The organism is Clostridium niameyense (assembly GCF_001243045.1).
GTDB classification, from domain to species: domain Bacteria; phylum Bacillota; class Clostridia; order Clostridiales; family Clostridiaceae; genus Clostridium_F; species Clostridium_F niameyense.
Map to the genome: position 1 here is coordinate 442,226 of NZ_LN849007.1, position 25,108 is coordinate 467,333.

Here is a 25,108-nt window from a genome sequence, read left to right on the forward strand (position 1 = left end):
ATATATTTTTATAATATATAAAAATTTTTCATGCAATAATAGAAAATACTTATATTATATTTTACTATTATATTCTTTGATAACTGGTGGAAATAGTAAATATGTATTTATATTCTATTTTATTTATTTTATATGTTTATTTTTAGAATGTAAGAATAATAAAATAGATATAATAAGAAATAAAAAATATTATATATTTTTTTCAATATTCATATTGTATATGATTCTTAGTATATTTATTGCTAATAATAAGATTGTAGCATTTGATTATATGTTAAGATATATGTTAATGTTAGCTATATTTATTATGATGATAATAGAAAATAGGAATAGAAAAGAGTTAAACGAAACATTCAAATTTTTACTTTTATTTTATATAGGCATGTTATTTTTAGGTGGATTAGAAGTATGTGGTATTAAGTATGGTCTTAGTAATATTTTTATGGATAAACATATGACAAGTAGTTATTTAACCAGAATACCGGAAGTGTTTTTTTATAATCCTAATAACTATTCCATAGTATTAGATGTAGGAATAGCTGCTTTATTTATTAGAAGTTTATTTGTTGAATCTAGAAGAGAAAGATTATTTTATTATTTTTTAATTTTCGTATCAGAAATAGAATTAATATTTGCAAGTTCAAGAATTGCATGGATTGTATTGTATGGAACATTTATACTTATATTTTTATTAGGATTTGTTACTATTAAAAATGATAAAAAGTTAGGGAAAAAATCTATAATTAATAGCATGGTAGCATTTATGCTAAGTTTTGTTTTATTTTTTTGTTTGGCTCTACTACCTAGTATGGCACCTTACTATAAAAAATTTGCAGATTCTATAATAATCAATAATGTTAGGGAAGCTGTATTACCAGATGGGTATGTAAATAAAATAAAAATAGAAGAGGATCATAATATTGATGCTAAAATAAAAATTGGTGGTAAGGGTTCCGAAAATGAAAGAGTAACATTAATAAAAAATGTTATTGATGGTGTTATAGTTGAAAAGAATTATTTAGGTTTTGGTGTTGGAAATATTGGTGTATACATAAAAAATAAAGCAAATACTTATGGAATAATTAATGTACATAGTTTCTGGTTTGAATTCTTAGGTGATTTTGGAATTCCTATGTTTATTTATTTAATAATTATTTATTGTATTATGTTATTGGATACATTTAAATTATATTGGAACAAGCAGGGAAGGTTAAAGCAATATTACATGATTTTACTTTTATTAGGTATTATAATGGTTCCATTGGCTTTTTCACCAAGTAGCGTTATGACAGTTTCACCATTTTGGATTATTTTAGGAATGAATTTTGGAATTGTTTCTGTTAAGTAAAATTATTTATGGGGAAAGGTGGATCCGCTATGAAAAAGGTTTTAATGATTGTGCAAAATGATTTTGTTAATGATTCTAGAATTATTAAAGAAGCTAGTACTTTAAGTAAAAATGGATATAATGTTAAGGTATTAGCACTATATAATGATGGATTAAAAGAAAATGAAGAAATGAATGGTTTTAAAGTTAAAAGGATAGAATTATATACAAGGAAGAGATTGGGAAAAAATAAATTTATTCAGTCAATAAAATATTTAGAGTTCAGGAATAAATGTAGGAAAGAAGCTATAAAATTTTGTCCAGATATTGTACACTGTCATGATGTTTATACATTACCTATAGGAATTTCCGTAATAAGGAGACTTAAAAGAAAAAAAGATGTGAAATTTGTATATGATTCTCATGAACTTTGGCCAGAAGCATCTAATAATTTAGTTATGCCTAAAATATTATTAAAAATACAAAATATTGTAGAAGGTAAGATTATTAAAAGATGCGATAAGGTTATAACGGTAAGTGATTCGATTGTTAGATATTTAAAAGAAAAATATTCTTTAAAGGAAAATCCTACACTTTTAAGAAATATACCATACCAACATAATAATGTAAAAAATAATAAGATACTTCATAAAGACTTAGGTATAGATTTAAATAAAAAGATAGTATTATATCAAGGGGTTGTAGGAACTGGTAGAGGAATAGAGAATTTAATAAAGTCTATGAAGATGGTAAATGAGAATACAGTACTAGTTCTTTTAGGGAATGGTAATAAGGTTAACGATTATAAGGAATTAGCTAAAAAATATGAATTGAATAATAGAGTGTACTTTCATTCGGCGGTAGATCCTAGTACTTTAATAAACTATACAGCATCTGCAGACTTAGGTATGAGTATGATAATGAATGTATGTTTAAGTTATTATTATAGTTTACCTAATAAAATGTTTGAGTATATTCAGTCGGAAATTCCTGTTATTTGCAGTGATTATCCTGATATGGGTAATATAATAAGTGAATATAATGTGGGTCAAGTAGCAAATCCTAATGATATAGAAAAAATAGCGTTAGCTATTAATAAAGTTTTGTCAGATGAAGAATCTATAAATTTATACAAAAATAACTGTAATCATGCTAAAAAAGAGTTAAACTGGGAGAAGGAAAGTATTAAGTTATTAGAATTATATAGTAAATTATAATTTTAATAAATATATATAAATTAATCTGTAAAAGATCATTAATATTTTATGAGAGTTTTACAGATTATATTTTTTATAAAAATATTAGACATAATAAAATAACACATTCTTTGATTTTACAATAACTTTTGATATAATAGATATGTTTTAGATCTTAATATAAAACAAATGCTTACATAAGTAGTTTTGCTAATGATTAATAATTAGGAGCGATTTTATGAAGAATATTACGGTTAGATATTTAAATAATGATGAATATGATAAATGGGATGCTTTTGTTGATGAGTCACCGTATGGTACTATTTTTAGTAAATCATATTGGCTTGAAAAAGTTTCTAAGGAATTCAAAATTTTAGTGGCTGAGGAAAATAATAATATAGTAGGTGGTATAGCACTACCATCTATGTATGGAAAACTTTACAGAAATCCTAAGTTAACCCCTCAACTCGGAATTGTTTTGGCAAGTCCTGATAAAAATCAAAAATACTGTACAACACTATCAAGAGAAATGGAAATAGTAGAAGAGTTAATTAATAAATTTCCTCAATTCAAACAATTAGATTATAATTTCAATTACAACTATACAAATTTTTTACCTTTTATATGGAATGGATTTGATGTTAATATAAATTATACATATGTTATAGAAGATTTGACTGATTTAGACAAAGTATATAATGATTTTGATTATAAGGTAAAAAGTATGATTAAAAGAGGAAATAAAAATAATCTAAAAGTAACTGATAAATTTGGAATTAAGGAATTTTATGAGGTTAATAAGAAAACTTTTGATAGGCAGAAAGTACAAATGCCATATACTCTAGATTTTTTAATGGAGCTAGATAAGGTATTGGAGGAGAATGGAAATAGAAAAATAATATTCGTAGTGGATGATGAGGAGAGAATTGTTGCAGGGGCATATATACTTTACGATGAAAGATGTGCTTATTATCTAATGGGGGGAGCAGATCCTGAATTTAGAAATAATGGAGCTCAAACATTTTTAATTTGGGAAAGTATTAAATTTGCAGCTACTGTATCAAAAAAATTTGATTTTGAAGGATCAATGATAAGAGATATAGAAAAACCCTTTAGAAGATTTGGTGGTAATCAAAAAATAATATATAATATATATAAAAGTGATAAACTTACTGAAATGGCCTATAATTTTGCTAGAAAGAATAAAAATATTATAAGAAAAATATTTAAGGTATGATGATTATGATAAATTTTGTTATTAATTCTAATATTAAAAATAAAAAAGCTATAATATATACAATTTACTATTTAACAAAGAATTTTAATTGTGATATTAAGGTTTCATACGAGAAAATTGAAGATGCTTTAAACATATATTATGGTATTAATTCTAATGATGGTATATATATACCTATAGATGATAAATGGGGAGAAATGTCATTTGTTAAATATAGAGATGATTTATTTGCGACATTTAACAAAGATATAAAGGAACCATTTTCTAATGTAGCAAATAAAATTCAGTTTAATTATGATATATTATTTATTTCAAAGTTTTTATTAACCTGTGAGGAAGAATATAAAATAAAAGATAGAGATGATAAGAATAGATTTATAGCAGCTTTAAGTCTAAGAAATGAAAAAGTAAATATTCCATTTTTTAATATAAATTCTTTTATTTTATTGGAAGCTATAAATGAATTTAATAAATCAATTAAATTTAAGGATAGTAATTTTGAGGTTTTTTTAACTCATGATGTAGATAGTGTTAATAGTAGAAATAGATATGTATTTTTACATAACTTAAAGTCCTTATTATTAAATAAGGAGAATTGTTTTAAAGAAAAAAGTAAAGAATTAATTTTAGATATATTATATAATAGACATCTTCAAATTAATAAATACATGGAAATTGAAAATAAGAGACATGCAAAATCAGAATTTTATTTTATTGCTGGAGAAAAGCATAGACTAGGTAAGCGATATGATTTAATGGATATAAAAAATGAAATAACAAATCTAAAAAATAGTCCTAATCATATAATAGGGATTCATACAAACTTTTTTTCATACAATAATAAGGAAAAGATACAAAATGAAATTAATGAAATTGAAGATAAAGCTGGTGTAATAGTTAAAAGCTGTAGAAATCATTATTTAAGATGCAATAATCCTGAAACTTTAAATATTCTAAGTGAATGTAGAATTATTTCTGATTCCACTATAGGATATTCAGATATAAATGGTTTCAGAGCAGGAATTTGCAATGGTTATGTTCCATATGATTTAAATAAAAATGAATGCATAGATATTTGGGAAACACCTCTTATTGTTATGGATGGAATTGTTATGGAGAAAAGTATACCCTTTAACCAAAAATGGCAAGAAATAAAAAACAATATTGATTATGCAATAAAGTATAATGGAACAGTTTCAGTTCTTTTTCATCAAAGGGTTATATTATCTGAAGAATACAAAAAAATGTATGAAAAGATACTGGATTATGTTGTTGAGAAAAAAGGAAAATTTGTTACATCTTTAGATTTTGAAGAAAGAAAAAATAATGATTTAAGAAAAATTAATGAATTAGTATCTAGTATAAATATATAAAATATTAATAATAAGGAGTAGTTAATTATGAGTAAAATATTAACTATTGTAGGAGCAAGACCACAATTTATAAAAGCAGCTGCAGTTTCTAATATAATAAGAAAAGAACATGAAGAAATATTGGTACATACAGGTCAACATTATGATGAAAATATGTCCAAGATATTCTTTGAGGAATTAAAAATTCCTAAGCCAGATTATAATTTAGGAATAGGTTCGGGAAATCATGGTGAACAAACAGGTAAAATGCTTATAGAATTAGAAAGAATATATTTAAAAGAAAAGCCAGATTTAGTATTAGTTTATGGTGATACAAATTCTACTTTAGCAGGGGCTTTATGTGCAAGTAAATTATTAATTCCTGTAGCTCATGTGGAAGCAGGTCTTAGAAGTTTTAATATGGATATGCCTGAGGAACAAAATAGAATACTTACGGATCATGTATCAAGGTTATTATTTGTTCCTACAGCTACAGCAGAAAAAAATCTTCAAACAGAGGGTGTAAAAAAAGGTGTATATAATGTAGGAGATGTAATGTTTGATGCAGTATTACACTTTAAAGAGTTAGCAAAGAAAAAGGAAAGTATATTAGATAGAATTTCTGTAAAATCTGAGGAGTATATTTTAACCACTATACATAGAGCAGAAAATACTAATGATATAAGTAGATTAAAAAATATAATAGAAGCATTAAATGAAAGTGGAAAGAAAATAGTTTTGCCACTTCACCCAAGAACAAGAAAATATATGGAAGATTATAATTTGAAATTTAATAATAATATAAAATTAATAGAACCAGTAGGTTATTTAGACATGATTACTTTAGAAATGAATTCTCAAAAAATAGTTACAGATAGTGGTGGAGTACAAAAAGAAGCTTTCTTTATGAAAAAGCCTTGTGTAACTATGAGAGATGAAACTGAATGGGTGGAAACAGTAGAAAATGGATGGAATGTTATAGTTGGAACTAATAAAGAAAAGATATTAAATGCTATAGTAAATTTTAATCCCAAAACACATCAGCAGGAAATATTTGGTAGTGGTCATGCAGCTGAAAAAATATTAAGTATAATAAATCAAATGAAGTAAATTATATTGAGGTGATTCAATGAAGATTTTATTTTTAACTCAATATTGTCCACCAGAAGTTGGAGCTCCACAAAACAGAATTTTTGAATTTGCTAAACAACTAAAAAGCTTTGGACATGAGGTTACTATATTAACAGCTATGCCTAATTATCCAAAGGGCGAAATATTTGATGGATATAAGGGTAAAAGGGTTGTAAAAGAAGAATTAGATGGAATAAAAATTGTTCGTACTAGTATATATGCTACAAAAGAAAAGTCTTTTATAAAAAGACTTAGAAACTATCTTTCTTTTACTTTTTCCTCTGTATTAACAGGGTCAAAGCATATAGAAAATCAAGATGTTATAATAACAGAATCTCCACCTTTATTTTTAGGATGGTCAGGATATGTTTTATCTAAGAAAAAAAAGGCTAAGTTTATTTTCAACATATCAGACTTATGGCCAGAATCTGCAGTTAAATTGGGAGTATTACATAATAAAGTACTTATAAAAGCATCTACTTGGCTTGAAGAATTTTGTTACAAAAAAGCAGCAGCAGTTACCGGTCAAACTAAAGGTATAGTTGATAATATTGTAAATAGGGGATTTGACAAAAATAAAGTTCACTTAATAACTAATGGTGTAGATACGGAATTCTTTAAGAAGGAAAATAGAGATGAAACTTTAAGGAAAGAGTGGAAGCTTCAAAATAAATTTGCAGTATGCTATGCAGGTATACATGGATTAGCTCAAGGTTTAGAGGTTGTAATAAAGGCAGCTGAATTATTAAAGAATGAAGAAAATATAGAAATTGTATTTATAGGAGATGGTCCAGAAAAATCTAAACTTATAAATATGGTAAAAGATAAAGGATTAAATAATGTTTCCTTTCATCCAGTACAACCAAAGCCTAACATGCCGAGAATAATAGCATCTATGGATGCTACAGTAGTTCCTTTGAAAAAATTAGATTTATTTAAAGGGGCACTACCATCAAAGATGTTTGAAGCATTAGCATCAGAACTTCCTATAGTGTTAGCTGTAGAGGGTGAAGCAGAGAAACTTATAAATGATGCTAAGGCAGGGATAACTGTGGAACCTGAAAATGAAAAAGAAATTGCAGATGCTATTTTAAAATTATATAAAGATAATGAATTAAAAGAACAATTAGGAAAGAATGGAAGAAAGTATGTCATAGGGAATTATTCAAGAAGAGTTATAACTAAGAAATTGGAAAGTATATTAATAGAATTACAAAAAAACAGTTAATTATAAAAGTAGAATTTATATGTTAATATATAAATTCTACTAAATTTTAATATTTAGGGAGAAAGTAATATGAGTAGATTTACTGATTTTATATGTCATATGATATGTATATATATATTTATACTTCCTATTGTACATAGTAAATTTAACTTTAAAGGGATACCTTTAAATGGGGACGTTATTTTAGCTCTTATCATTATTTTATATTTAATAAGTATATTGATAAGTAGTAAAAATAGAAAAAGATTTAAAAATGGTATAAAGGATTTTTTTACGAATTATAATACTATTTTTATGTTTTTATGGATAGCAATGATGTTTATATCAATTCTATATTCTACAGATATAAAGTTAGCACTAAAGGAATCAATAAGAATTAGTACTTATATGATGTTGTTTTTTATAATTAAGTATGATATGTATAAAAAATGTATGTTAGATAAAATAATATATTCTTCAATATTTGTATCTATTATAATTGGAGTAATTGGTATATATGAATATGCTAAGGGAGTAGGTTTTCAACATACAGGTTCAATGGAGACAGTTAACAGAGTGGCGTCTACCTTAGAGAATTCAAATAATTTAGGTGCCTTCTTTGTATTGTTAGCATTTCCTTACATAGTATTGTTTTTAAAAGAAAAAAATAAAAAGAGAAAAATTTTATTTGGTATAGCCACTATAATATCTATATTAAATGTAATATTCTCCTTTTCAAGAAATGCATGGCTTGGTCTTATAATAGGATATGTAGCTTTAATTTTTGTATTTAATTTTAAGTTGATATATGGTGCTATACTGGGTGGAGGAATTGCTTTATCTGTACCTAAAATAATTAATAGATTAAAAGAAGTAGGAGATACAAATCAAAATTTATCTAGAATTAGTTTATGGAAAGTAGCTATAGAAATGATAAGAGATCATCCAATATTGGGTGTAGGTAATGGAAATTATAGGACTTTATATTCTAAATATTATAAAGATGTGGAAAAGCTAGGATATAAAGCTCATGAAAATTTTCATCCTCATAATGCTTATTTAAAGGCACAATGTGAATTAGGAGTGGTTGGTAGTATATCTTTAATAGGATTTTTAGTAAGTACTCTTATAAAGAATAACAAGTTTTCTAATAAAATTAAAAATGAATTTTATAAAAACTTTTATAAAGGATATACAGCGTCTATAGTAGCATTTATATTTATGAGTCTTATAGATAATTTCTTTTCAGCTCCTAAAGTTATAGCATTTTTTTGGATATTTATAGCGGTTTCTAATTCTTACGAATATAACGTAAATAATGAACGAAATATAAATTAAAGGAGTTTAATAACTCCTTTTTTCAATATATATATTATAATATATATATCAATAATATTTAAGGCAGGGGATTTAGATGAAAATATTGCAAGTTATAACGGGAAATGATAATGGTGGTGGAGGAAAACACGTTTTAAATATTTGTACAGGTTCTAATAAATATTTTGAAACTGTTTTAGGATGTATTGGGAAAGGAGATCTTTATGAAAGGGCTAAATCTATGGGAGTAAAAACTAAATTATTTACTTTAAAGTCTATTATAAATGGTGAGCTGCAACGATATGTAAAAGATAATAATATAAATATTGTTAACTTTCATGGAGCAAAAGCTTTTTTTGCTCATAGTTTTATACATAATAAAATAAATATCCCTACAGTAGCAACAATACATAGTGATTATAAAAGAGATTTTATGAACAATAAATTTAAGTATTATTTTTTTACACCATTAAGTATAAAAGGTATAAAAACCTTTAAAAATTACATATGCGTATCTAATTATATAAAAAATATGTTGATAAAAGATAATATTTCCGGGGAAAAGTTTATAGTTAATAATGGTATAGATATAGATTCTATTAGACCCTGTAAAGATAAAAATAAACTAATAAAAGAGCTAGATTTAAATGAAAAAGATTTTATATATATAATGGTAGCAAGAATGCATCCTATAAAAAATCATAAATCTTTAATAGAGGCATTTTCTAAATTATGTAGGGAATATGATGATGTAAAATTATTGCTTGTAGGAGATGGGGTAGAAGAAGAAAATTTAAAATCTCAAGTGCAAAATTTAAAAATAAGTAATAAAGTTAAATTTATAGGATTTAAAGATAACGTATTGGAATATATAAATTTAAGTGATATAAGTTTATTAACTTCTTTTAATGAAGGAGGTGCTCCACCACTTGTAATATTAGAAAGTGGTGCTTTAAATGTACCAGTTATTGCATCTAATGTATCGGATATTCCCAAAACCATAAATGGTAACAATGGTTTTCTAATTGATCCTAATTCAGTTGATAGTATTTATAATAAAATGAGAGAAGCATACATTAGTAAAGATAAGTTAAAAGAATTGGGATTTAATTTATATAAAGATGTAGTTAATAATTATTCTATAGATAATTTTTGTAAGAGTTATTATAATTTTTACAAAAGTTTAATTTAATTTTGGAGTGAATTTTATATGAGTGAAAAAAAGGTTTTAAAAAGCTCTATTATTGTTATGATTTTAATAATACTAGGAAAAGTGTTTGCATTATTAAGAGACTCGTTAATTGCAGCAAAGTTTGGTGCAACCTATATTACAGACATATATAATTTTGGTTTGGGTATAGTATACCTTCTAACTACTATAAGTTATGGATTAACCACTACTTTTATACCTATACATACGGAAAATATTCAAAATACTAGTAAAAAAAGTAGAAATAAATTTGTAAATAATGTTTTAAATGTATCTACTATAGTCACTATTATTATTACATTATTAATGATTATATTTTCTAAATATATAATTTATATATTTGGATCTGGGTTTCAAAAGGATGTTCTAGTTTTTAACACAGCTATAAAAGTTACTAGGATTATGTTATTATCATTAATATTTGTTACTTTACAAAGTGTAATTACTGGTGTTTTACAATCTCATAAAGAATTTTATGAGCCTGCTGCTATGGCAATGGTATCTAATATAGTATATATTATATATTTACTATTTTTAACAAGCAAATATGGTACTACAGGATTTGCAGTAGCTACAGTTTTGGGATTCTTTACTCAATTTTTAATAAATATTCCTAAATATAAAAGATTGGGATATAATTATGATACCTATATAGATTTAAAAGACAGTAAAATGATAGAAATGTTTAAACTTATGATACCAGTTATAATAAGCACCTCGGTTATACAATTAAATAATGTTATTAATAGAGCTTTTGCTACTAATATATTTTTTGGTGCCCCTACTATACTAGATTATGCAAATAAAATTAATACTTTGGCATATGAGGTATTTGCTATAGGAATAGCTATGATAGTTTATCCAAGTTTATCTCAACTAGCGGCTAAGGGAAATATAAAAGAATATAAAAATGAGTTAAGCAAGGCTATTAACATAATATTTATTATAATGGTGCCAGCAGCTGTGGGAATAGCATTGCTTAGAAATCCTCTAATAACTGTAATTTTTAAAAGAGGTGCCTTTACTGAAAATGCGGCTAAATTAACAGCAGAAACTTTACTTTTATATACACCAGCTATGGTGGCATATGGAGTAAGGGACATATTAAATAAGGCCTTTTATGCTATTAAAGATACTAAAACTCCTATGATTAATAGTTTTATAGGAATACTTATTAATATAGTAATAAATATTTTTATACTTAAATTTATGGGGGTTAGTGGATTATCATTAGCAACTACACTTTCAGCTATTGTAATTACTATAATGATGTGTATAGATTTGAGTAAAAAATTGAATGGAATGGATTTTAGAAGTATATTAATTTCGCTAATAAAGATAATAATAGCTTCTATATTAATGGGAATTATAGTTATTTTTATAAATAAATTTACTATGATGAATTTTGGAAATGAATTTAAAGGTAGTATCATATCTATTTTAACTTCTGCCATATTAGGTGGGGGAATTTATATAGTAGCTATATATGTTTTAAAAGTAGAAGAAATACAATATATAATAAATATTTTATTAAGGAAATTAAAACTTGTAAAATAATAGTTAATTCTATTGTAAAAGAATTTTACTTTTGCTATAGTATAAACAGTGTTTTACAACTTAAATATATGAAGAGGGTAGAGATTTATGAAGAATGAAGATATGCATATTTTGGTGATACCATCATGGTATCCTACAACTGATGAACCAAATAGAGGAATATTTTTCAAAGAACAAAGTCATAATTTATATGATATTAACGTTAAGGTATCAGTAGTATATCCAGAGGTAAGATGGATACCAACATTTAGTTTAAGTAAATTCAAGGAAAATCATTTCCAAATTAGAGAATACAATGAAGATGGAATTATTACTATAAGAAAGCATGGATGGAATACTAGTCCTGGAAATTCTCAAAAGCAAGCTAAAAATTGGGTTAAACAAGCTTTAAAACTTGCAGAAATTTATATAAGTAAATATGGAAAACCCGATTTAATTCATGCTCATAGTACATTATGGGGTGGTTATACTGCAATGTTGGTGTCCCAAAAGTATAATATACCTTATATCATAACAGAGCATTCTACATCTTATGCAAGAAATGCTATTAAAGATTGGGAGATACCTTATATTAAAGAAGCTTTTAATAATGCAAGTAAGATTTTGGCTGTAAGTAGTCCTTTTGCAAAGTTATTACAGAAATATTCTAAAAATCCTATAGAAGTAATACATAATCCTGTTAATATTAGTTTTTTTGAAATACCTAAGAGTAGACAGAAAAAACCATTTACATTTTTAAGTGTGGCATTTTTAGAACATAAAAAGGGTATGGATGTACTAATAAATGCTTTTAATAAAGCTTTTAAAAATCAAAAAGACGTTATATTAAATATTGGCGGAGATGGAGAAGAGAGAAAAAAATTAGAAGAATTAGTAACAAAATTAGAATTAACTGATCAAGTTAATTTTATTGGAGGATTATCGAGAAATGAAGTTAAAGAACAGATGATGAAAAATAATGCCTTTGTTTTACCAAGTAGATTTGAAACTTTTGGGGTAGTATTTATAGAGGCACTATCTACTGGTATGCCTATTATAGCTACAAGATGTGGAGGACCAGAAGATATAGTTTCTGAAAAGGTAGGTAAATTAGTTGAAGTAGAAGATGTTGATGGATTAGCAAATGCTATGGTATATATTTATGAAAATTATGATTTATATGATAGTAATGAATTAAGACAATATTGTAATGATAATTTCAGTAAAGAAGTCATAACGAATAAATTAATAGATATCTATAAGAATATTCTATAATTATTATATAGAATGAATAGTTTAGGAGGAAACACAATATGAGTGAGAGTCCCAAGGATTTTATAAAAAGATTTATTGGATTTTCTTTAGGACCTATAATATCTGCTTTTATTAGTCTTGCTATAGTTCCTATAACCACACATTTTATAATTCCAGAAGAGTTTGGAAAGGCATCTATGTATACTATGGCTCTAAGTATTAGTTCTTTATTTATATATTTAGGTATGGATCAATCTTTTACTAGGGAATTTAATGCGGAAGATGATAAAAAGTGTTTATTTTGGAATTCCTTAATTATACCTTTAATATTTTCTTTTATATTAGGTGCAGTTTATACTATATTTTATAAGACTATATCTATAATAATGTTTGATAGTATTGAAAGATATATAATGATAGTTTTGGCTCTTTCATTACCTTTTGCAGTAATAGATAGGTTTAATTTACTTTTAATAAGAATGCAAGAAAAAGCTAGATTGTATTCTGTTTTAAATGTAATAAGCAAAACTATAAACCTGGTAGTTCTAATACCTTATCTTTTATATGTAGATAAAAGCTTTAAAGGAGTAATAAATGCAGGATTTATAAGTTTAGTCTTAATGTGCATTACAGAATGTTTTTTTGTTAGAGATTATTGGATTACTAAGTTTAAAATAAATAAGAAATTAATAAATAAAATGTTTAGATATGGAATGCCATTAATACCAGCATCTATAATTGTTTGGTTGTTAAATTCTATGGATAAAATGGCTATGAGATATTTTTTAAATGGTAAAGAAGGATTTGAGCAAATAGGTTTATATGGGGCAGCTTTCAAAATTGTTGCTGTAATTAACATAGTTCAAAGTGCATTTTGTACATTTTGGACACCTACAGCTTTTAGATGGTATGAAGAAAAAGTTGAGAAAGAAAAGTTTATAAGAGTAAGCAATATGCTAATGTGTATTATGAACATTATGTTTATGGGAATAGTTGTATTTAGAAACTTAATCATAAAAATATTAGCATCAAGCTATACAAATGCTTCAATTATAGTACCATTTTTATTATTTTTACCAATAATGTATACAGTATCAGAGGCTACTTGTTTAGGTATTTCTTTTTCAAGAAAGACTTATTACAATATAGTAGTTTCAGCAGTAGCTGCAATAGCTAATTATATATTAAATTATATGTTAGTACCTAAATATGGAGCATTAGGGGCATCTATAGCTACAGGAGTATCTTATATTATATTTTTCTGGATGAGGACTTTAATATCAAGAAAATTGTGGTTTAAATTTAAAGTTGGATTTTATTTTTGGAATACAAGCCTTATGTTATTATTGGCTACTTTAGATGTAGTATACAATAATATATTTATAAATTTAATTATCTGTGCATTAATATTATTTGTAAATAGAAAAGAGATAAGTGATATATTAGATTATGTAAAGACATTTCTAGGAAAAAAAAATAATAAGGTAGTAGCTTAAATTTATAATATTAAAAATAGGTTAATTGTAAATAATAAATTATAAAGGATGATTTATTAAAAAATTGTATTTGTAGGAGGGAATGTATGGAGTTTAATATGCCATTAATAGATATTGAAAAAGACATAGAAAGAAAAAAAATACAATTTATTATAAAAAGATTTTGCGATATAGCATTGTCTTTGGTGGGAATTGTAATTTTATCTCCTATTTATTTAATACTATCTATACTTATAAAAATAGATTCAAAGGGTCCAGTTCTTTTTAAGCAAGTTAGAGTTGGAAAAGACAATAAAAATTTTGTAATATATAAATTTAGAACTATGATAGTAAATGCAGATAAAAAAAGAGATGTGGCTTTAGAAATTGATGATATATCTAATTTTGTATTTCAAAGTAAAAGTGATAATAGAGTAACTAACATGGGTAAATTTTTAAGAAAAACTAGTTTAGATGAAATACCTCAGTTATTTAATGTTTTAAAGGGTGAAATGAGTTTAGTAGGACCTAGACCGGAAATACCAGATGTAGTAAAGCATTATTTACCGGAATATAATCAAAGATTATTAGTTTTGCCAGGGATAACAGGACTTGCGCAAATAAGTGGTCGAGGAGAAATAGAGCTTGGTAGGACTATATATTATGATTTACAATATATAAAGAAGTTTTCAGTAGGATTTGATGTGAAAATTTTATTTAAAACAGTTTTTAAGGTATTTAAAAGCGAAGGGGCTTTCTAAAAAAATGTACGATATTAAATTAATTATAATTTTACAAATTTGTATATAGTAAATATAATTAATTTATATTGTACATTTTTTATTAGTAACAAAAGTTAATGGGGTGTAAATATGAATAAGAAGATTTTAGAATATAATATTTTTGGTGGAACTAAAAAAGAACTTTTAAATATAATAAATGATTATAATAAGGTTAATATAATTTCAGGTAATCCAGAAGTGCTTTATAATGGATTAAATGACAAGGACTTATTTGATAATTTTACAGGAGAAAATTCCATAATAATACCAGACGGAGTAGGAGTAGTTTTAGCCTCAAAAATAGTGAAGAATCCTGTAAAGGAGAAGATTGCAGGCGTTGAACTTATGGATAGCATAGTTGAAATTTGTAATAATGAAGAAAAGGGCATATATTTATTAGGAGCTACACAAGAAGTTTTAGATAAATGCGAAGAAAATTTATTAAAAAAGTATTCAAAGTTAAAAATAGTAGGGAAACATAATGGATTTTTTCATATGAATAAATGTGATAATATAGTAGAGGATATCAAAAATTCTAAAGCATATGCTTTATTTGTAGCTATGGGATGTCCAAGACAAGAAAAATTTATAAGCAAGTATATGGACATACTTCCATGTAAGATTTATATGGGAGTAGGTGGTAGTTTTGATATTTTTGCAGGAAAGTCAAAAAGAGCTCCTAAACTAATGATAAACTTAAAATTAGAATGGCTGTATAGAGTTATAAAAGAGCCTACTAGAATAACAAGGTTAGGGGTAATACCTAAGTTTTTATTAAAAGTAGCTTTAGAGAAAAATAAAAGATAATAGAATGTATTTAAATACTTAAAATAAATTTTATGTGGAAAGTATAGTAAAATATTAGATCAATAAAAAAAGCCCTATTTTAGGGCTTTTATTTTTTAGGCAATTCATTTAAGGTTTTAAACTCATAACCTTGTTGTTTCAATTCTTTAAGCACAGAATCTAATATTTCAGTGTTAGTTTTTGATACAGCATGTAACAACATTATACTACCATTATGAGCATGATTTAAAATCTTTTGTTTTGCATTAGATGGGTCAGGTTGTTTGTTTCTATTCCAGTCATTATAAGCAAAACTCCAAAAGATGCTTTTATAACCGAGTTTTTCAGTATAATATAATGATAGTTCACTATATTTTCCCATAGGTGGTCTGAAAAATTTAGGCATATCTTTTCCAACTAGATTTTTATATAAATCTTCAACTACAGTAAATTCTTTTTTGAAGTTTTCTTCACCTTTTAAGGCTGTAGCAGCCATAGAAGGATGATGGTCAGAATGATTACAAACTAGATGTCCTTCCTTTTCCATTCTTTTAATTAAATCTTCATTTTGTTTTATATATGGTGCAGTAACAAAAAAAGCTGCTTTTACATTATTTGCTTTTAATATATCTAATATTTTACTAGTATAACCATTTTCATATCCCTCATCAAAAGTTAAATATATATGTTTTTTACTTGTATCTCCTAAAAAATAAGTAGAATATTTGTTTATTAAATTGTCTATGTTTTCAGGCACTGTAGCAGGTTTATTATCTTTATTAGGTTTAAAAAACCAATCTTGTTCTTTAGTGGATAAACTTGATGGATTTATATTTTTATTTTTTGTGCTGTCTATATTTTTTTCTTTTCCTTTATCCTTATCCTGTTTTTTATCTTCAATATTAGTTTTTATTGTAGTAGAGGTTTTTTTGTTATTTTTATTTTGATTATTAATATAGGCTAAACTGCCACAAGAACATAATAAAAATGAAGAAACTATAAATATAGAAATAATTTTTTTATGCATATATTAATCACCAATCCTTTCTATGTTATACTTTTTATAGAATAATTTTTAATTATAAAATGAGTTATAAGTATTATGAAGTTTTTAATATAAATAATATTATTTATACATTAATGTCTTTTAATAATAGTGTGTACAAATATGAAATTATTAATAACTTAAAAGAAAAATTATGTATTGGTAAATATGAAAATTTGTGTAATTATAAAGAAATGAATAAAATTTATGGCTTTATTTAATAAATTATGAAAATAGTATCTTAATTTTATTAATCATATATATAAATATAAAGAGAGTTTATATAAAGGAAGAAAATATAAAAAGGTTATATTTATACTTCAAATTAAGAAGGAAATAAGCTTAATAGAAAATTAGTATATAGGGGTGATAATTTTGAAAAGCAGATTGTACAAAGCCTTATTGAGTCTTATTATACTTATGTTTTTGATTGGAGGGTGTAACTATTCTATTAATAAAAAATTTACATATAACAATAAAGAGAAAAAAACAGAATTAATTTTGTTAGAGGATAAGGAAGGTTTCTATGATAATGCATTAGATTCTTTAATAAATCAATTTGAGAGTAAAAATAAAGATATAAAAATAATAAGAAAACATTGTGAAGATGTTAATTACGAAATTAAAAATGGAAAGGATAGTTGGGATACAGCCATTACTTTAAATACCCATATAGCAGAGCTTAATAAAGGTAAAAAAATAAAGGATTTAAAGGGTAAAATTCCAGAGGAGTTGATTTTGAGATTAGATCCTAAATCTGTAGATGCAGGAAAGTATAATTCTAAGCAATATTTGATTCCAGATAATATTATTAATTCAGTTACTCTTTTGTATAATAAAAATATAATTAGTAATCCTCCCCAAAGTTTTAAAGAGCTAGAACAAATAGGTGGAGATTTGAAAACTAAAGGAAAAATAGAATATATTATGGCATTTGATACCAATAATCCTTTAGAATATGTTCCATTTTTAGGAGCATTTCAGGGGAAGATATTTGAGGATCCAATGAGTTCAAATACCAAAATTATGCTAAATACTGAAGAAGTGCAAAATTGGATAGAATTTATAAAAACATTAGTGGACAAAAAATATATACCTTGGAATATTAGCGAAGAGGAAGTAGACAAGTTATTTTTAGAAAATAAAATACCTTTTATTATAACCTCAACAGATAAAATTAAAGAATATAAAAAACAAGGAATGAACTTTGAAGTATACACTATACCAAGCATAGAAGATAAGTATCCTAGTCCCTTTATTATAACAGAAGGGTATGTCATAAATGAGAAATTGAAAGACAAGAAAAAAATAAAAGCTTTAGATAAATATTTAAATTTTATTTTAAGTAAAGAAAGCCAAACAAAAATTATGAAAGTTCAAAATAGATTTCCAACAAATATGCAGTTAATAAAAAGTGATATTATATTGAAAGATCCTATTAAATTATTACAAAAAGAGCAATTAGATAAATCTGTGCCTAAACCGATAATACCTGAAACAGAATATGTATTAAGTTCTATGGCAGAAACTATAAATGAATTTATTTATGGAAAGATAAATTCAAAGGAAGCTATAGAGATTATGCAAAGAAAAGCAGAAGATGAAATTAAAAATATGAAAAGATAATTTAAATTAAAAAAATGTATGTATTTGAATTTTATTAGTACATACATTTTTTTAGATTTTATAAATTTATAATATAAAATTAATTTTTAAGTAAATAATGAATATAAAATAAATTAATGGTAATACTAAAAAATAGTAATAATGACAAAAAAAGAAGGAAAATAATTCCATGTATAGAATAATAAATATTGGAAGTAAAAATAAAAATAATGGGGGGAATAGGATGTATTTAGATTTTCAACAACAGGAAAATACACTTATAGTTTCTTTAGTAGGAGAATTAGATCATCATAGTGCAGAAGAAGTGAGAAATATTATTGATGATAGATTAGACAGGGAAAATATTAATAAATTTATTATGGATTTTTCTAAAGTAACATTTATGGATAGTTCAGGTATAGGAGTAGTTATAGGTAGATATAAAAAATTATCTGTAAAAAATGGACAAATTGCTATAACTAATGTACAAGAACCTGTTAAAAGGGTATTTGAGCTTTCTGGCATGTTTAAAATAATAAAACTTTATGATAGTGTGGAACAAGCATTGGAAAATCTATAGTGGGGGGATTTATTAATATGTATGAAAATAAGATGAAAATAGAATTTCTAAGCAAATCAGAAAATGAAAGTTTTGCTAGGGTAGCCGTAGCCGCTTTTATATCTCAATTAGATCCTACAATAGAAGAAATAACTGATGTTAAAACTGCTGTGTCAGAGGCAGTTACTAATTCTATAATACATGGGTATGAAGATAATCAAGGTATAGTTACCATTAGAACAGAAATAAAGGATAGAGAGGTGACAGTAATAATTTCAGATAATGGAAAAGGTATAGAAAATATTGAATTAGCTAAGCAACCATTATATACTTCTAGGCCGGATTTGGAAAGATCAGGTATGGGATTTACTGTTATGGAGACTTTTATGGATAATCTTAAAGTGGAATCTGAGAAGGGAAAAGGTACAAAAATAATAATGAAAAAAGTTTTTAATAATTAAGTTAGGTGAATATTATGAATAGTGAAAATGTAATTAAAGATAATAAGACCTTTGAAGATAACATAGAACTTATAGAAAAGGCGAGAAATGGAAATAAAGATGCCCTAGATAAACTTGTAGAAGTTAATTTACCTTTAGTTTCTGCCATAAGTAAAAAATTTTTAAATAGAGGATATGAATATGATGATATATTTCAAATAGGATGTATGGGACTTGTAAAAGCCATCAATAATTTTGAGTTAAAATATAATGTGAAATTTTCTACTTATGCTGTACCTATGATTATGGGAGAAATAAAAAGGTTTATAAGAGATGATGGTATAATAAAAGTTAGTAGAAGTATAAAAACAGCAGCTAAGAGACTTCATTATTCAAAAGAAAAATTAGCCAAACAGTTAAATAGAGAACCTACAATAGAGGAATTATCTAGCTTTTCTGGATATTCAGTTGATGAAATATTAATGGCTATGGATTGTTTAAATTCACCTCAATATTTATATGATATTATCCATCAAGAAGATGGAGCGCCGGTTCTACTTATAGATAAGATAAGTGAAAATAAAGAAGAAGATGTAAAAGTAGTAGATAATATTGCATTGAAAGAAGCATTAAAAACTTTAGATATTAAGTCACGTCAAATAATAGTATTAAGATATTTTAAAGACAAGACACAAGTAGAGGTTGCAAAACAACTTGGAATAAGTCAAGTACAGGTGTCTAGAATTGAAAAAAAAGTATTAAAAATTATGAGAAAAGAATTAAGTGGATAAAATTAAATTATTTTGAATAAATTAAGGTACTAAATTTTTATTAGTATCTTTTTTTGTTTAAAAATTTTTTTATTGTATAAACTAAATTTAATAAAAATTCTTATAAGGGAAGGGATTTTATGGCTATAGATGAAAAAAACTTAAGAAAGCAGTTTGATGATTTATCAACAAAGGTAGAACCTAAACCACAACTGTTAAAACACTGTATAAGTGCATTTATAGTAGGAGGACTTATTTGTGATGTAGGCCAATTCTTTATGAATTATTTTTTAAGTTTAGGTGTTCCAAAAGATGATGTAGGTACTTATGTATCAATTGTTATGGTGTTTTTGGGAGCGCTTTTAACTGGAGTTGGTATATATGATAAGATAGCTACTTTTGCAGGTGCAGGCACAGTTGTACCTATAACTGGATTTGCCAATTCTATAGTTTCTCCAGCTATGGAGTTTAAAAAGGAAGGTTATGTTTTTGGTGTTGGTGCCAAAATGTTTATTATAGCAGGCCCTGTATTAGTCTATGGTATAAGTTCATCTATAATAGTAGGTATAATTTATTTTATAATGACTAAATTGTAATTTAAAATAGAGGAGAGGGTATTTTGAATAAAAGAGTAGGAGAACAAACAGTAAAATTGGTTACTAATCCTAAAATAATATCTACTATGAGTTTAGTAGGACCTAAAGAAGGAGAAGGCCCTTTAAAAGATTATTTTGATCTTATATTAGAAGATGATATGTTTAATCAAGATAGCTTTGAAAAAGCAGAAAGTAATATGTTATATTCTGCTATAGAAGAAAGTATAAAAAAAGCTAACTTAAAGGATAGCGATATAAATTATTTGTGTTCTGGAGATTTATTAAATCAAACTATTTCTTCAAGCTTTGCGGCAAGAAATGTAGGTATACCTTTTATAGGATTATATGGTGCTTGTTCTACTATGACAGAATCTTTAAGTATAGCATCTATGCTTATAGACGGAGATTTTGCAAATTATGTAGTAGCAGCTACATCTTCTCATTTTGCCTCTGCAGAGAGACAATTTAGATTTCCACTTGAATATGGTTCACAAAGAGCACCTACATCCCAATGGACAGTTACAGGAGCGGGGGCTATGGTTCTAGGAAAAGAAGGTAACTTTCCTGGGGTAACGTATATTACAACCGGAAAAGTAAAAGATTTTGGTATTACTGATGTTAATAATATGGGAGCTTCCATGGCACCAGCCGCTATAGCTACTATATATCAGCATTTTGTAGATACTGGAAGAACACCACAAGATTATGATGTTATAGCTACAGGAGATTTAGGAAAAGTAGGAAGAGAGCTTACAGAAAAGCTTCTCTTAAATCATGGATATGATGTGAAAAATATATATATGGATTGTGGTGAAATAATATTTGATAACGAAAAGCAAGATACTTGTTCTGGAGGAAGTGGTTGTGGATGTTCAGCTGTAGTAGACTGTGGATATATATATAAAAATTTATTAAGTGGGAAATTTAAAAGAGCACTTTTGGTTTCTACAGGAGCTTTAATGAGCACTACATCTTGTCAGCAAGGAGAAAGTATTCCTGGAATTGCTCATGCAGTTTCTATAGAAATGGATGTATAGAAAGGAGTAAGGAGATGGATTATTTAAGAGCTTTTTTAGTTGGAGGATGTATTTGTGTTATAGCTCAAATATTAATGGATAAAACAAAATTAACACCAGCCAGAATACTTGTAAGTTTTGTTACTTTAGGTGTAATATTAGGAGCTTTAAATATATATCAATATGTTATAGATGTAGGCGGTGCAGGTGCAACTATACCACTTACGGGTTTTGGTCATACATTAGCTAAAGCTGCTATAAAAGAAGTAGATGAAAAAGGATTAATAGGTGCATTTACAGGAGGAGCAAAAGGTGCAGCAGGAGGAATAAGTGCAGCTATTTTATTTGGATATATAATGGCTTTAATATTTAATCCTAAAACTAAAGAATAGATAACTTAAAGCTAAGTTATCCTAGAGTGTAAATAAAATCAATACTCTATCATATTAATTTAAGATATAGTAATAAAATTTAAACAATATTATAAAAATACAATTTTTATAATATTGTTTTGAATAAAAGGCATATCCTATAATTTAGGATATGCCTTTTATTTGGTTATAAAGTAACTTAAGTTTTTTACTTCATTTTTAATGTTTATCTTTTGGTTTATTATTATCTGGATTAGGCTCCATGTTAGGACCTACATTATCCGTATTAGTATTATTATTCTCATTTGGTGTGTTTATATTAGTATCTAAGGAAGGTTTATTATTAGTATTGTCTTTATTTTTTTCCTTCTCTTTCTCTTTTTTCTTATTCTTATCTATACTTGGTTTAGGACTATTAATTTTATTTTGTATTTCAGTATCATATTCTTTAGGTAAAACCCATTTTTCATCTAATAAAGAAACGGTAGGTACATAATTTCGTTTTAAGAAAATCCTAGTTTCTGTAAGAAAATTTGGAGTAAAGTTTGAAGCTAATTTTCCAGTGATTTTATTTATTCTAGCTTCTACATGTATATCATCTTGTTCAGTAGGTACAGTTCCATTAATAAATAATTCTGTATAAACTGTACTTCCTCTAGGATCCTTATAAGATAAAGATGTAGGAAGTTTACCAGAAACTTTATCTACACTAGCAGTAACCACTCCATCAGGTTTTTGAACTTGTTTATAAGGTAAGTTTGCGTGGAACTCTCTCATTATATCTCCCCATAATCTTGCGGCAGTACTACTGTACACCCCACTTACTGTAGAAGAATCATCATTACCTATCCATACAGCAGCTGAGTAATAAGGAGTTAATCCACAAAACCATAAATTTTTCATATCACTGGATGTACCGGTTTTACCTCTTATCTCCATATTACCAAAGTTAGCCTGTGGACCGGTACCACCTGAGCTTACTGGGCCTTGAAGCATATCATAGGTTATAAAAGCTGCTTGTGCAGATAAGACCTGTTTTGATTGAGTTTTATTATCTAATAAAATATTACCATTTCTATCTACAACTTTTCTATAAAGTTTAGCATAAGTACAATTACCATTATTACCGAAAGTTCCATAGGCTTGAGCCATAATTAATGGATTGGTTCCTTTATGAAGTTCTCCTAGGGACAAAGATGCAATACTACTTTTATCATGGTTATCTAAGGGAATTCCAAATTTTTCAGCATAAGATATACTAGTCTCTAGATGCATCATATCAACTAGTTTAACAGCAACTACGTTAATAGAATTCATTAAGGCTTCCCTTAAAGTTACATATCCTCTATAAATATTAGGACTATTTTTGGGATTATAAGGATTACTAGAAGATCCATATTTAGTACCTATATCTGTAGGAACAGGTGAATCTTCTATAACTGTAGCTGCCGTAGCCTTTTTAGTGTCAATTGCAGGGGAGTATACTGTCAAAGGTTTAATACTTGATCCTGCAGCTCTTAGATAGTTGAATGAGGCTGCTCTATTGTAAGACCTAACTGGCTGATTTCCACGTCCTCCAATTACAGTTTTTACTTCACCATTATGATAATCCATAACTACAGTGGAGGCCTGAGGTTGTATTATTCCATTTACATCATGTGAATTTAAGTAACCAGCATTATTTATTATATTTTGAATCTTATCTTGCATAGATTTATCCATAGTAGTATAAATCTTAAGTCCTCCGTTCATAAGCATATTCTGAACTTGTTTATCATCATAGTTATATTTAGTTTTTAAATCTTTTTTTACTTGTTCAATAACGGGACTAGTAAACCATTCATAGTTTAGTCTTCCATTATTTGAAGAAGGTTTGCTAAAAGCTAATTTTTTTGCATCTAAGTTTTTTATAGAATCATCGTATTGAGCTTGATTTATATATCCATTTTCCAACATTTTATATAAAACTGTTTTAGTTCTATTTATGTATATAGAGGGATTTTTCTTAGAAGCTTCGGAAAAGGGATAATAAACAGAAGGACTTTGAGGAATACCTGCTAAAAAAGCACATTCTATTAAAGTTAAATCTTTAGCACTTTTATTAAAGTACTGCTTAGAGGCTGCCTCCACTCCCCAAGAATTACCACCAAGAAAGATAGTATTCATATAAGCTTCTAATATTTTATCTTTAGATAATTCTTTTTCTAACTTAATAGCTAAATACATTTCTTGTATTTTTCTTTTAAAAGAGATTTCAGAAGATAAAACCGTATTTTTCACTAATTGTTGAGTTATAGTAGAGGCTCCTTGAATTTTATTACTATTTCTAAATTTATTAGCTATATTAGCTAATATAGCTCCCGTAACTCTTATAGGATCTACACCCTTATGTTTATAAAAACGTTCATCTTCAATACTAGTAAATGCGTTTTTTAAATTACTAGGTATAGTTTTAGAATCCACAACTATTCTTTGTTCATTAGTGATAACTTTATCCATATATTGCGATTTATCATCGTATAACACAGATGGCTCATTTAAGGTTAGTATTTGTTGTACATCTAGTGGAGGAGCTGTTTTTATCATAGCTATAGCTATACCACTAAAAGCTACTAATCCTACTAAAAATAGTATAAGTATGGTTTTAAATATTATTTTAAACACGCTGGATTTGCGTTTCTTTTTCTTTTTTGCCATATATGGTCCTCCTTAGTTTATGTAAATAAAATATTGATTTTTAATATTATAACATATATTAATTTGCTTTGGTTATTAATAAGAGGAATTTGTTAATCTATATTTAGAATGAATATTTTATATTTTTACAAAGTAAAGATAAATAAGATAAATTTTATTAAAATAATAGGGAGGAAAAAAAAATAAAAAATAAAAAAAT

The 25,108-nt window shown here is 26.1% G+C and carries 22 protein-coding genes; 20 read left to right on the forward strand and 2 right to left on the reverse strand.

Going from position 1 to position 25,108, the window contains the following annotated elements; genetic code table 11:
• The first annotated feature begins 220 nt into the window (after nt 1–220).
• The 13 genes from BN1711_RS03075 to BN1711_RS03135 all read left to right on the forward strand — a co-directional run bounded on the left by BN1711_RS03075 (nt 221) and on the right by BN1711_RS03135 (nt 15,831).
• The gene (locus BN1711_RS03075; RefSeq protein ID WP_164995928.1) at nt 221–1,348 is read left to right on the forward strand and encodes an O-antigen ligase family protein; all 1,128 of its coding nucleotides are present in this window, start codon (nt 221–223) and stop codon (nt 1,346–1,348) included.
• Nucleotides 1,349–1,377: 29 nt separating this feature from the next.
• Nucleotides 1,378–2,544, forward strand: coding sequence for a glycosyltransferase family 4 protein (locus BN1711_RS03080; protein WP_050606721.1), 1,167 nt, complete (start codon nt 1,378–1,380; stop codon nt 2,542–2,544).
• A gap of 217 nt (nt 2,545–2,761) precedes the next feature.
• A complete protein-coding gene (locus BN1711_RS03085) occupies nt 2,762–3,760 on the forward strand; it encodes a GNAT family N-acetyltransferase (RefSeq protein ID WP_050606722.1) in 999 nt (332 codons plus the stop codon).
• Nucleotides 3,757–5,133, forward strand: coding sequence for a DUF7033 domain-containing protein (locus BN1711_RS03090; protein ID WP_164995929.1), 1,377 nt, complete (start codon nt 3,757–3,759; stop codon nt 5,131–5,133). Before BN1711_RS03085 ends, BN1711_RS03090 begins: the two co-directional genes overlap by 4 nt.
• A 27-nt stretch (nt 5,134–5,160) precedes the next feature.
• Nucleotides 5,161–6,222: a non-hydrolyzing UDP-N-acetylglucosamine 2-epimerase gene (wecB, locus tag BN1711_RS03095; protein WP_050606724.1), complete on the forward strand. Its 1,062-nt coding sequence runs from the start codon at nt 5,161–5,163 to the stop codon at nt 6,220–6,222.
• Nucleotides 6,223–6,241: 19 nt separating this feature from the next.
• Complete coding sequence (locus tag BN1711_RS03100) at nt 6,242–7,471, forward strand: glycosyltransferase family 4 protein (RefSeq protein ID WP_050606725.1); 1,230 nt, start codon at nt 6,242–6,244, stop codon at nt 7,469–7,471.
• A 69-nt stretch (nt 7,472–7,540) separates the two neighbouring features.
• Nucleotides 7,541–8,788 carry an O-antigen ligase family protein gene (locus BN1711_RS03105; RefSeq protein WP_050606726.1) on the forward strand — a complete coding sequence of 416 codons (1,248 nt, stop codon included), beginning with the start codon at nt 7,541–7,543 and terminating at the stop codon, nt 8,786–8,788.
• Nucleotides 8,789–8,864: 76 nt separating this feature from the next.
• A complete protein-coding gene (locus BN1711_RS03110; protein ID WP_050606727.1) occupies nt 8,865–9,959 on the forward strand; it encodes a glycosyltransferase family 4 protein in 1,095 nt (364 codons plus the stop codon).
• Nucleotides 9,960–9,977: 18 nt separating this feature from the next.
• A complete protein-coding gene (gene murJ / locus BN1711_RS03115; RefSeq protein ID WP_050606728.1) occupies nt 9,978–11,534 on the forward strand; it encodes a murein biosynthesis integral membrane protein MurJ in 1,557 nt (518 codons plus the stop codon).
• Nucleotides 11,535–11,621: 87 nt separating this feature from the next.
• Nucleotides 11,622–12,788, forward strand: coding sequence for a glycosyltransferase (locus tag BN1711_RS03120; protein WP_050606729.1), 1,167 nt, complete (start codon nt 11,622–11,624; stop codon nt 12,786–12,788).
• 38 nt (nt 12,789–12,826) lie between these two features.
• Nucleotides 12,827–14,263: an oligosaccharide flippase family protein gene (locus BN1711_RS03125; protein ID WP_050606730.1), complete on the forward strand. Its 1,437-nt coding sequence runs from the start codon at nt 12,827–12,829 to the stop codon at nt 14,261–14,263.
• Between the two features lie 86 nt (nt 14,264–14,349).
• A complete protein-coding gene (locus BN1711_RS03130) occupies nt 14,350–15,003 on the forward strand; it encodes a sugar transferase (RefSeq protein WP_050606731.1) in 654 nt (217 codons plus the stop codon).
• Between the two features lie 111 nt (nt 15,004–15,114).
• Nucleotides 15,115–15,831: a WecB/TagA/CpsF family glycosyltransferase gene (locus tag BN1711_RS03135; protein ID WP_050606732.1), complete on the forward strand. Its 717-nt coding sequence runs from the start codon at nt 15,115–15,117 to the stop codon at nt 15,829–15,831.
• Nucleotides 15,832–15,919: 88 nt separating this feature from the next.
• Here BN1711_RS03135 and pdaA read toward each other — a convergent pair whose 3' ends face one another.
• Complete coding sequence (gene pdaA / locus BN1711_RS03140; protein ID WP_050606733.1) at nt 15,920–16,837, reverse strand: delta-lactam-biosynthetic de-N-acetylase; 918 nt, start codon at nt 16,835–16,837, stop codon at nt 15,920–15,922.
• A 420-nt stretch (nt 16,838–17,257) separates the two neighbouring features.
• Between pdaA and BN1711_RS03145 the strand changes: the two genes are divergently transcribed.
• The 7 genes from BN1711_RS03145 to spoVAE all read left to right on the forward strand — a co-directional run bounded on the left by BN1711_RS03145 (nt 17,258) and on the right by spoVAE (nt 22,233).
• A complete protein-coding gene (locus tag BN1711_RS03145) occupies nt 17,258–18,481 on the forward strand; it encodes a sugar ABC transporter substrate-binding protein (protein WP_129582118.1) in 1,224 nt (407 codons plus the stop codon).
• A gap of 223 nt (nt 18,482–18,704) precedes the next feature.
• Complete coding sequence (gene spoIIAA / locus BN1711_RS03150; protein ID WP_050608423.1) at nt 18,705–19,040, forward strand: anti-sigma F factor antagonist; 336 nt, start codon at nt 18,705–18,707, stop codon at nt 19,038–19,040.
• Between the two features lie 17 nt (nt 19,041–19,057).
• Nucleotides 19,058–19,480, forward strand: a complete 423-nt coding sequence (spoIIAB, locus tag BN1711_RS03155) for an anti-sigma F factor (RefSeq protein WP_050606735.1) — start codon at nt 19,058–19,060, stop codon at nt 19,478–19,480.
• Between the two features lie 14 nt (nt 19,481–19,494).
• On the forward strand, nt 19,495–20,250 hold the full coding sequence (gene sigF, locus BN1711_RS03160; protein WP_050606736.1) for an RNA polymerase sporulation sigma factor SigF: 756 nt from the start codon (nt 19,495–19,497) through the stop codon (nt 20,248–20,250).
• Between the two features lie 119 nt (nt 20,251–20,369).
• On the forward strand, nt 20,370–20,825 hold the full coding sequence (spoVAC, locus tag BN1711_RS03165) for a stage V sporulation protein AC (protein ID WP_050606737.1): 456 nt from the start codon (nt 20,370–20,372) through the stop codon (nt 20,823–20,825).
• Between the two features lie 23 nt (nt 20,826–20,848).
• Nucleotides 20,849–21,862 (forward strand): stage V sporulation protein AD, encoded by a 1,014-nt coding sequence (spoVAD, locus tag BN1711_RS03170; protein WP_050606738.1) that lies wholly within the window; start codon nt 20,849–20,851, stop codon nt 21,860–21,862.
• A gap of 14 nt (nt 21,863–21,876) precedes the next feature.
• Nucleotides 21,877–22,233, forward strand: coding sequence for a stage V sporulation protein AE (gene spoVAE / locus BN1711_RS03175; protein ID WP_050606739.1), 357 nt, complete (start codon nt 21,877–21,879; stop codon nt 22,231–22,233).
• A gap of 198 nt (nt 22,234–22,431) precedes the next feature.
• Here spoVAE and BN1711_RS03180 read toward each other — a convergent pair whose 3' ends face one another.
• Nucleotides 22,432–24,909: a transglycosylase domain-containing protein gene (locus BN1711_RS03180; RefSeq protein ID WP_050606740.1), complete on the reverse strand. Its 2,478-nt coding sequence runs from the start codon at nt 24,907–24,909 to the stop codon at nt 22,432–22,434.
• Between the last annotated feature and the right edge of the window lie 199 nt (nt 24,910–25,108).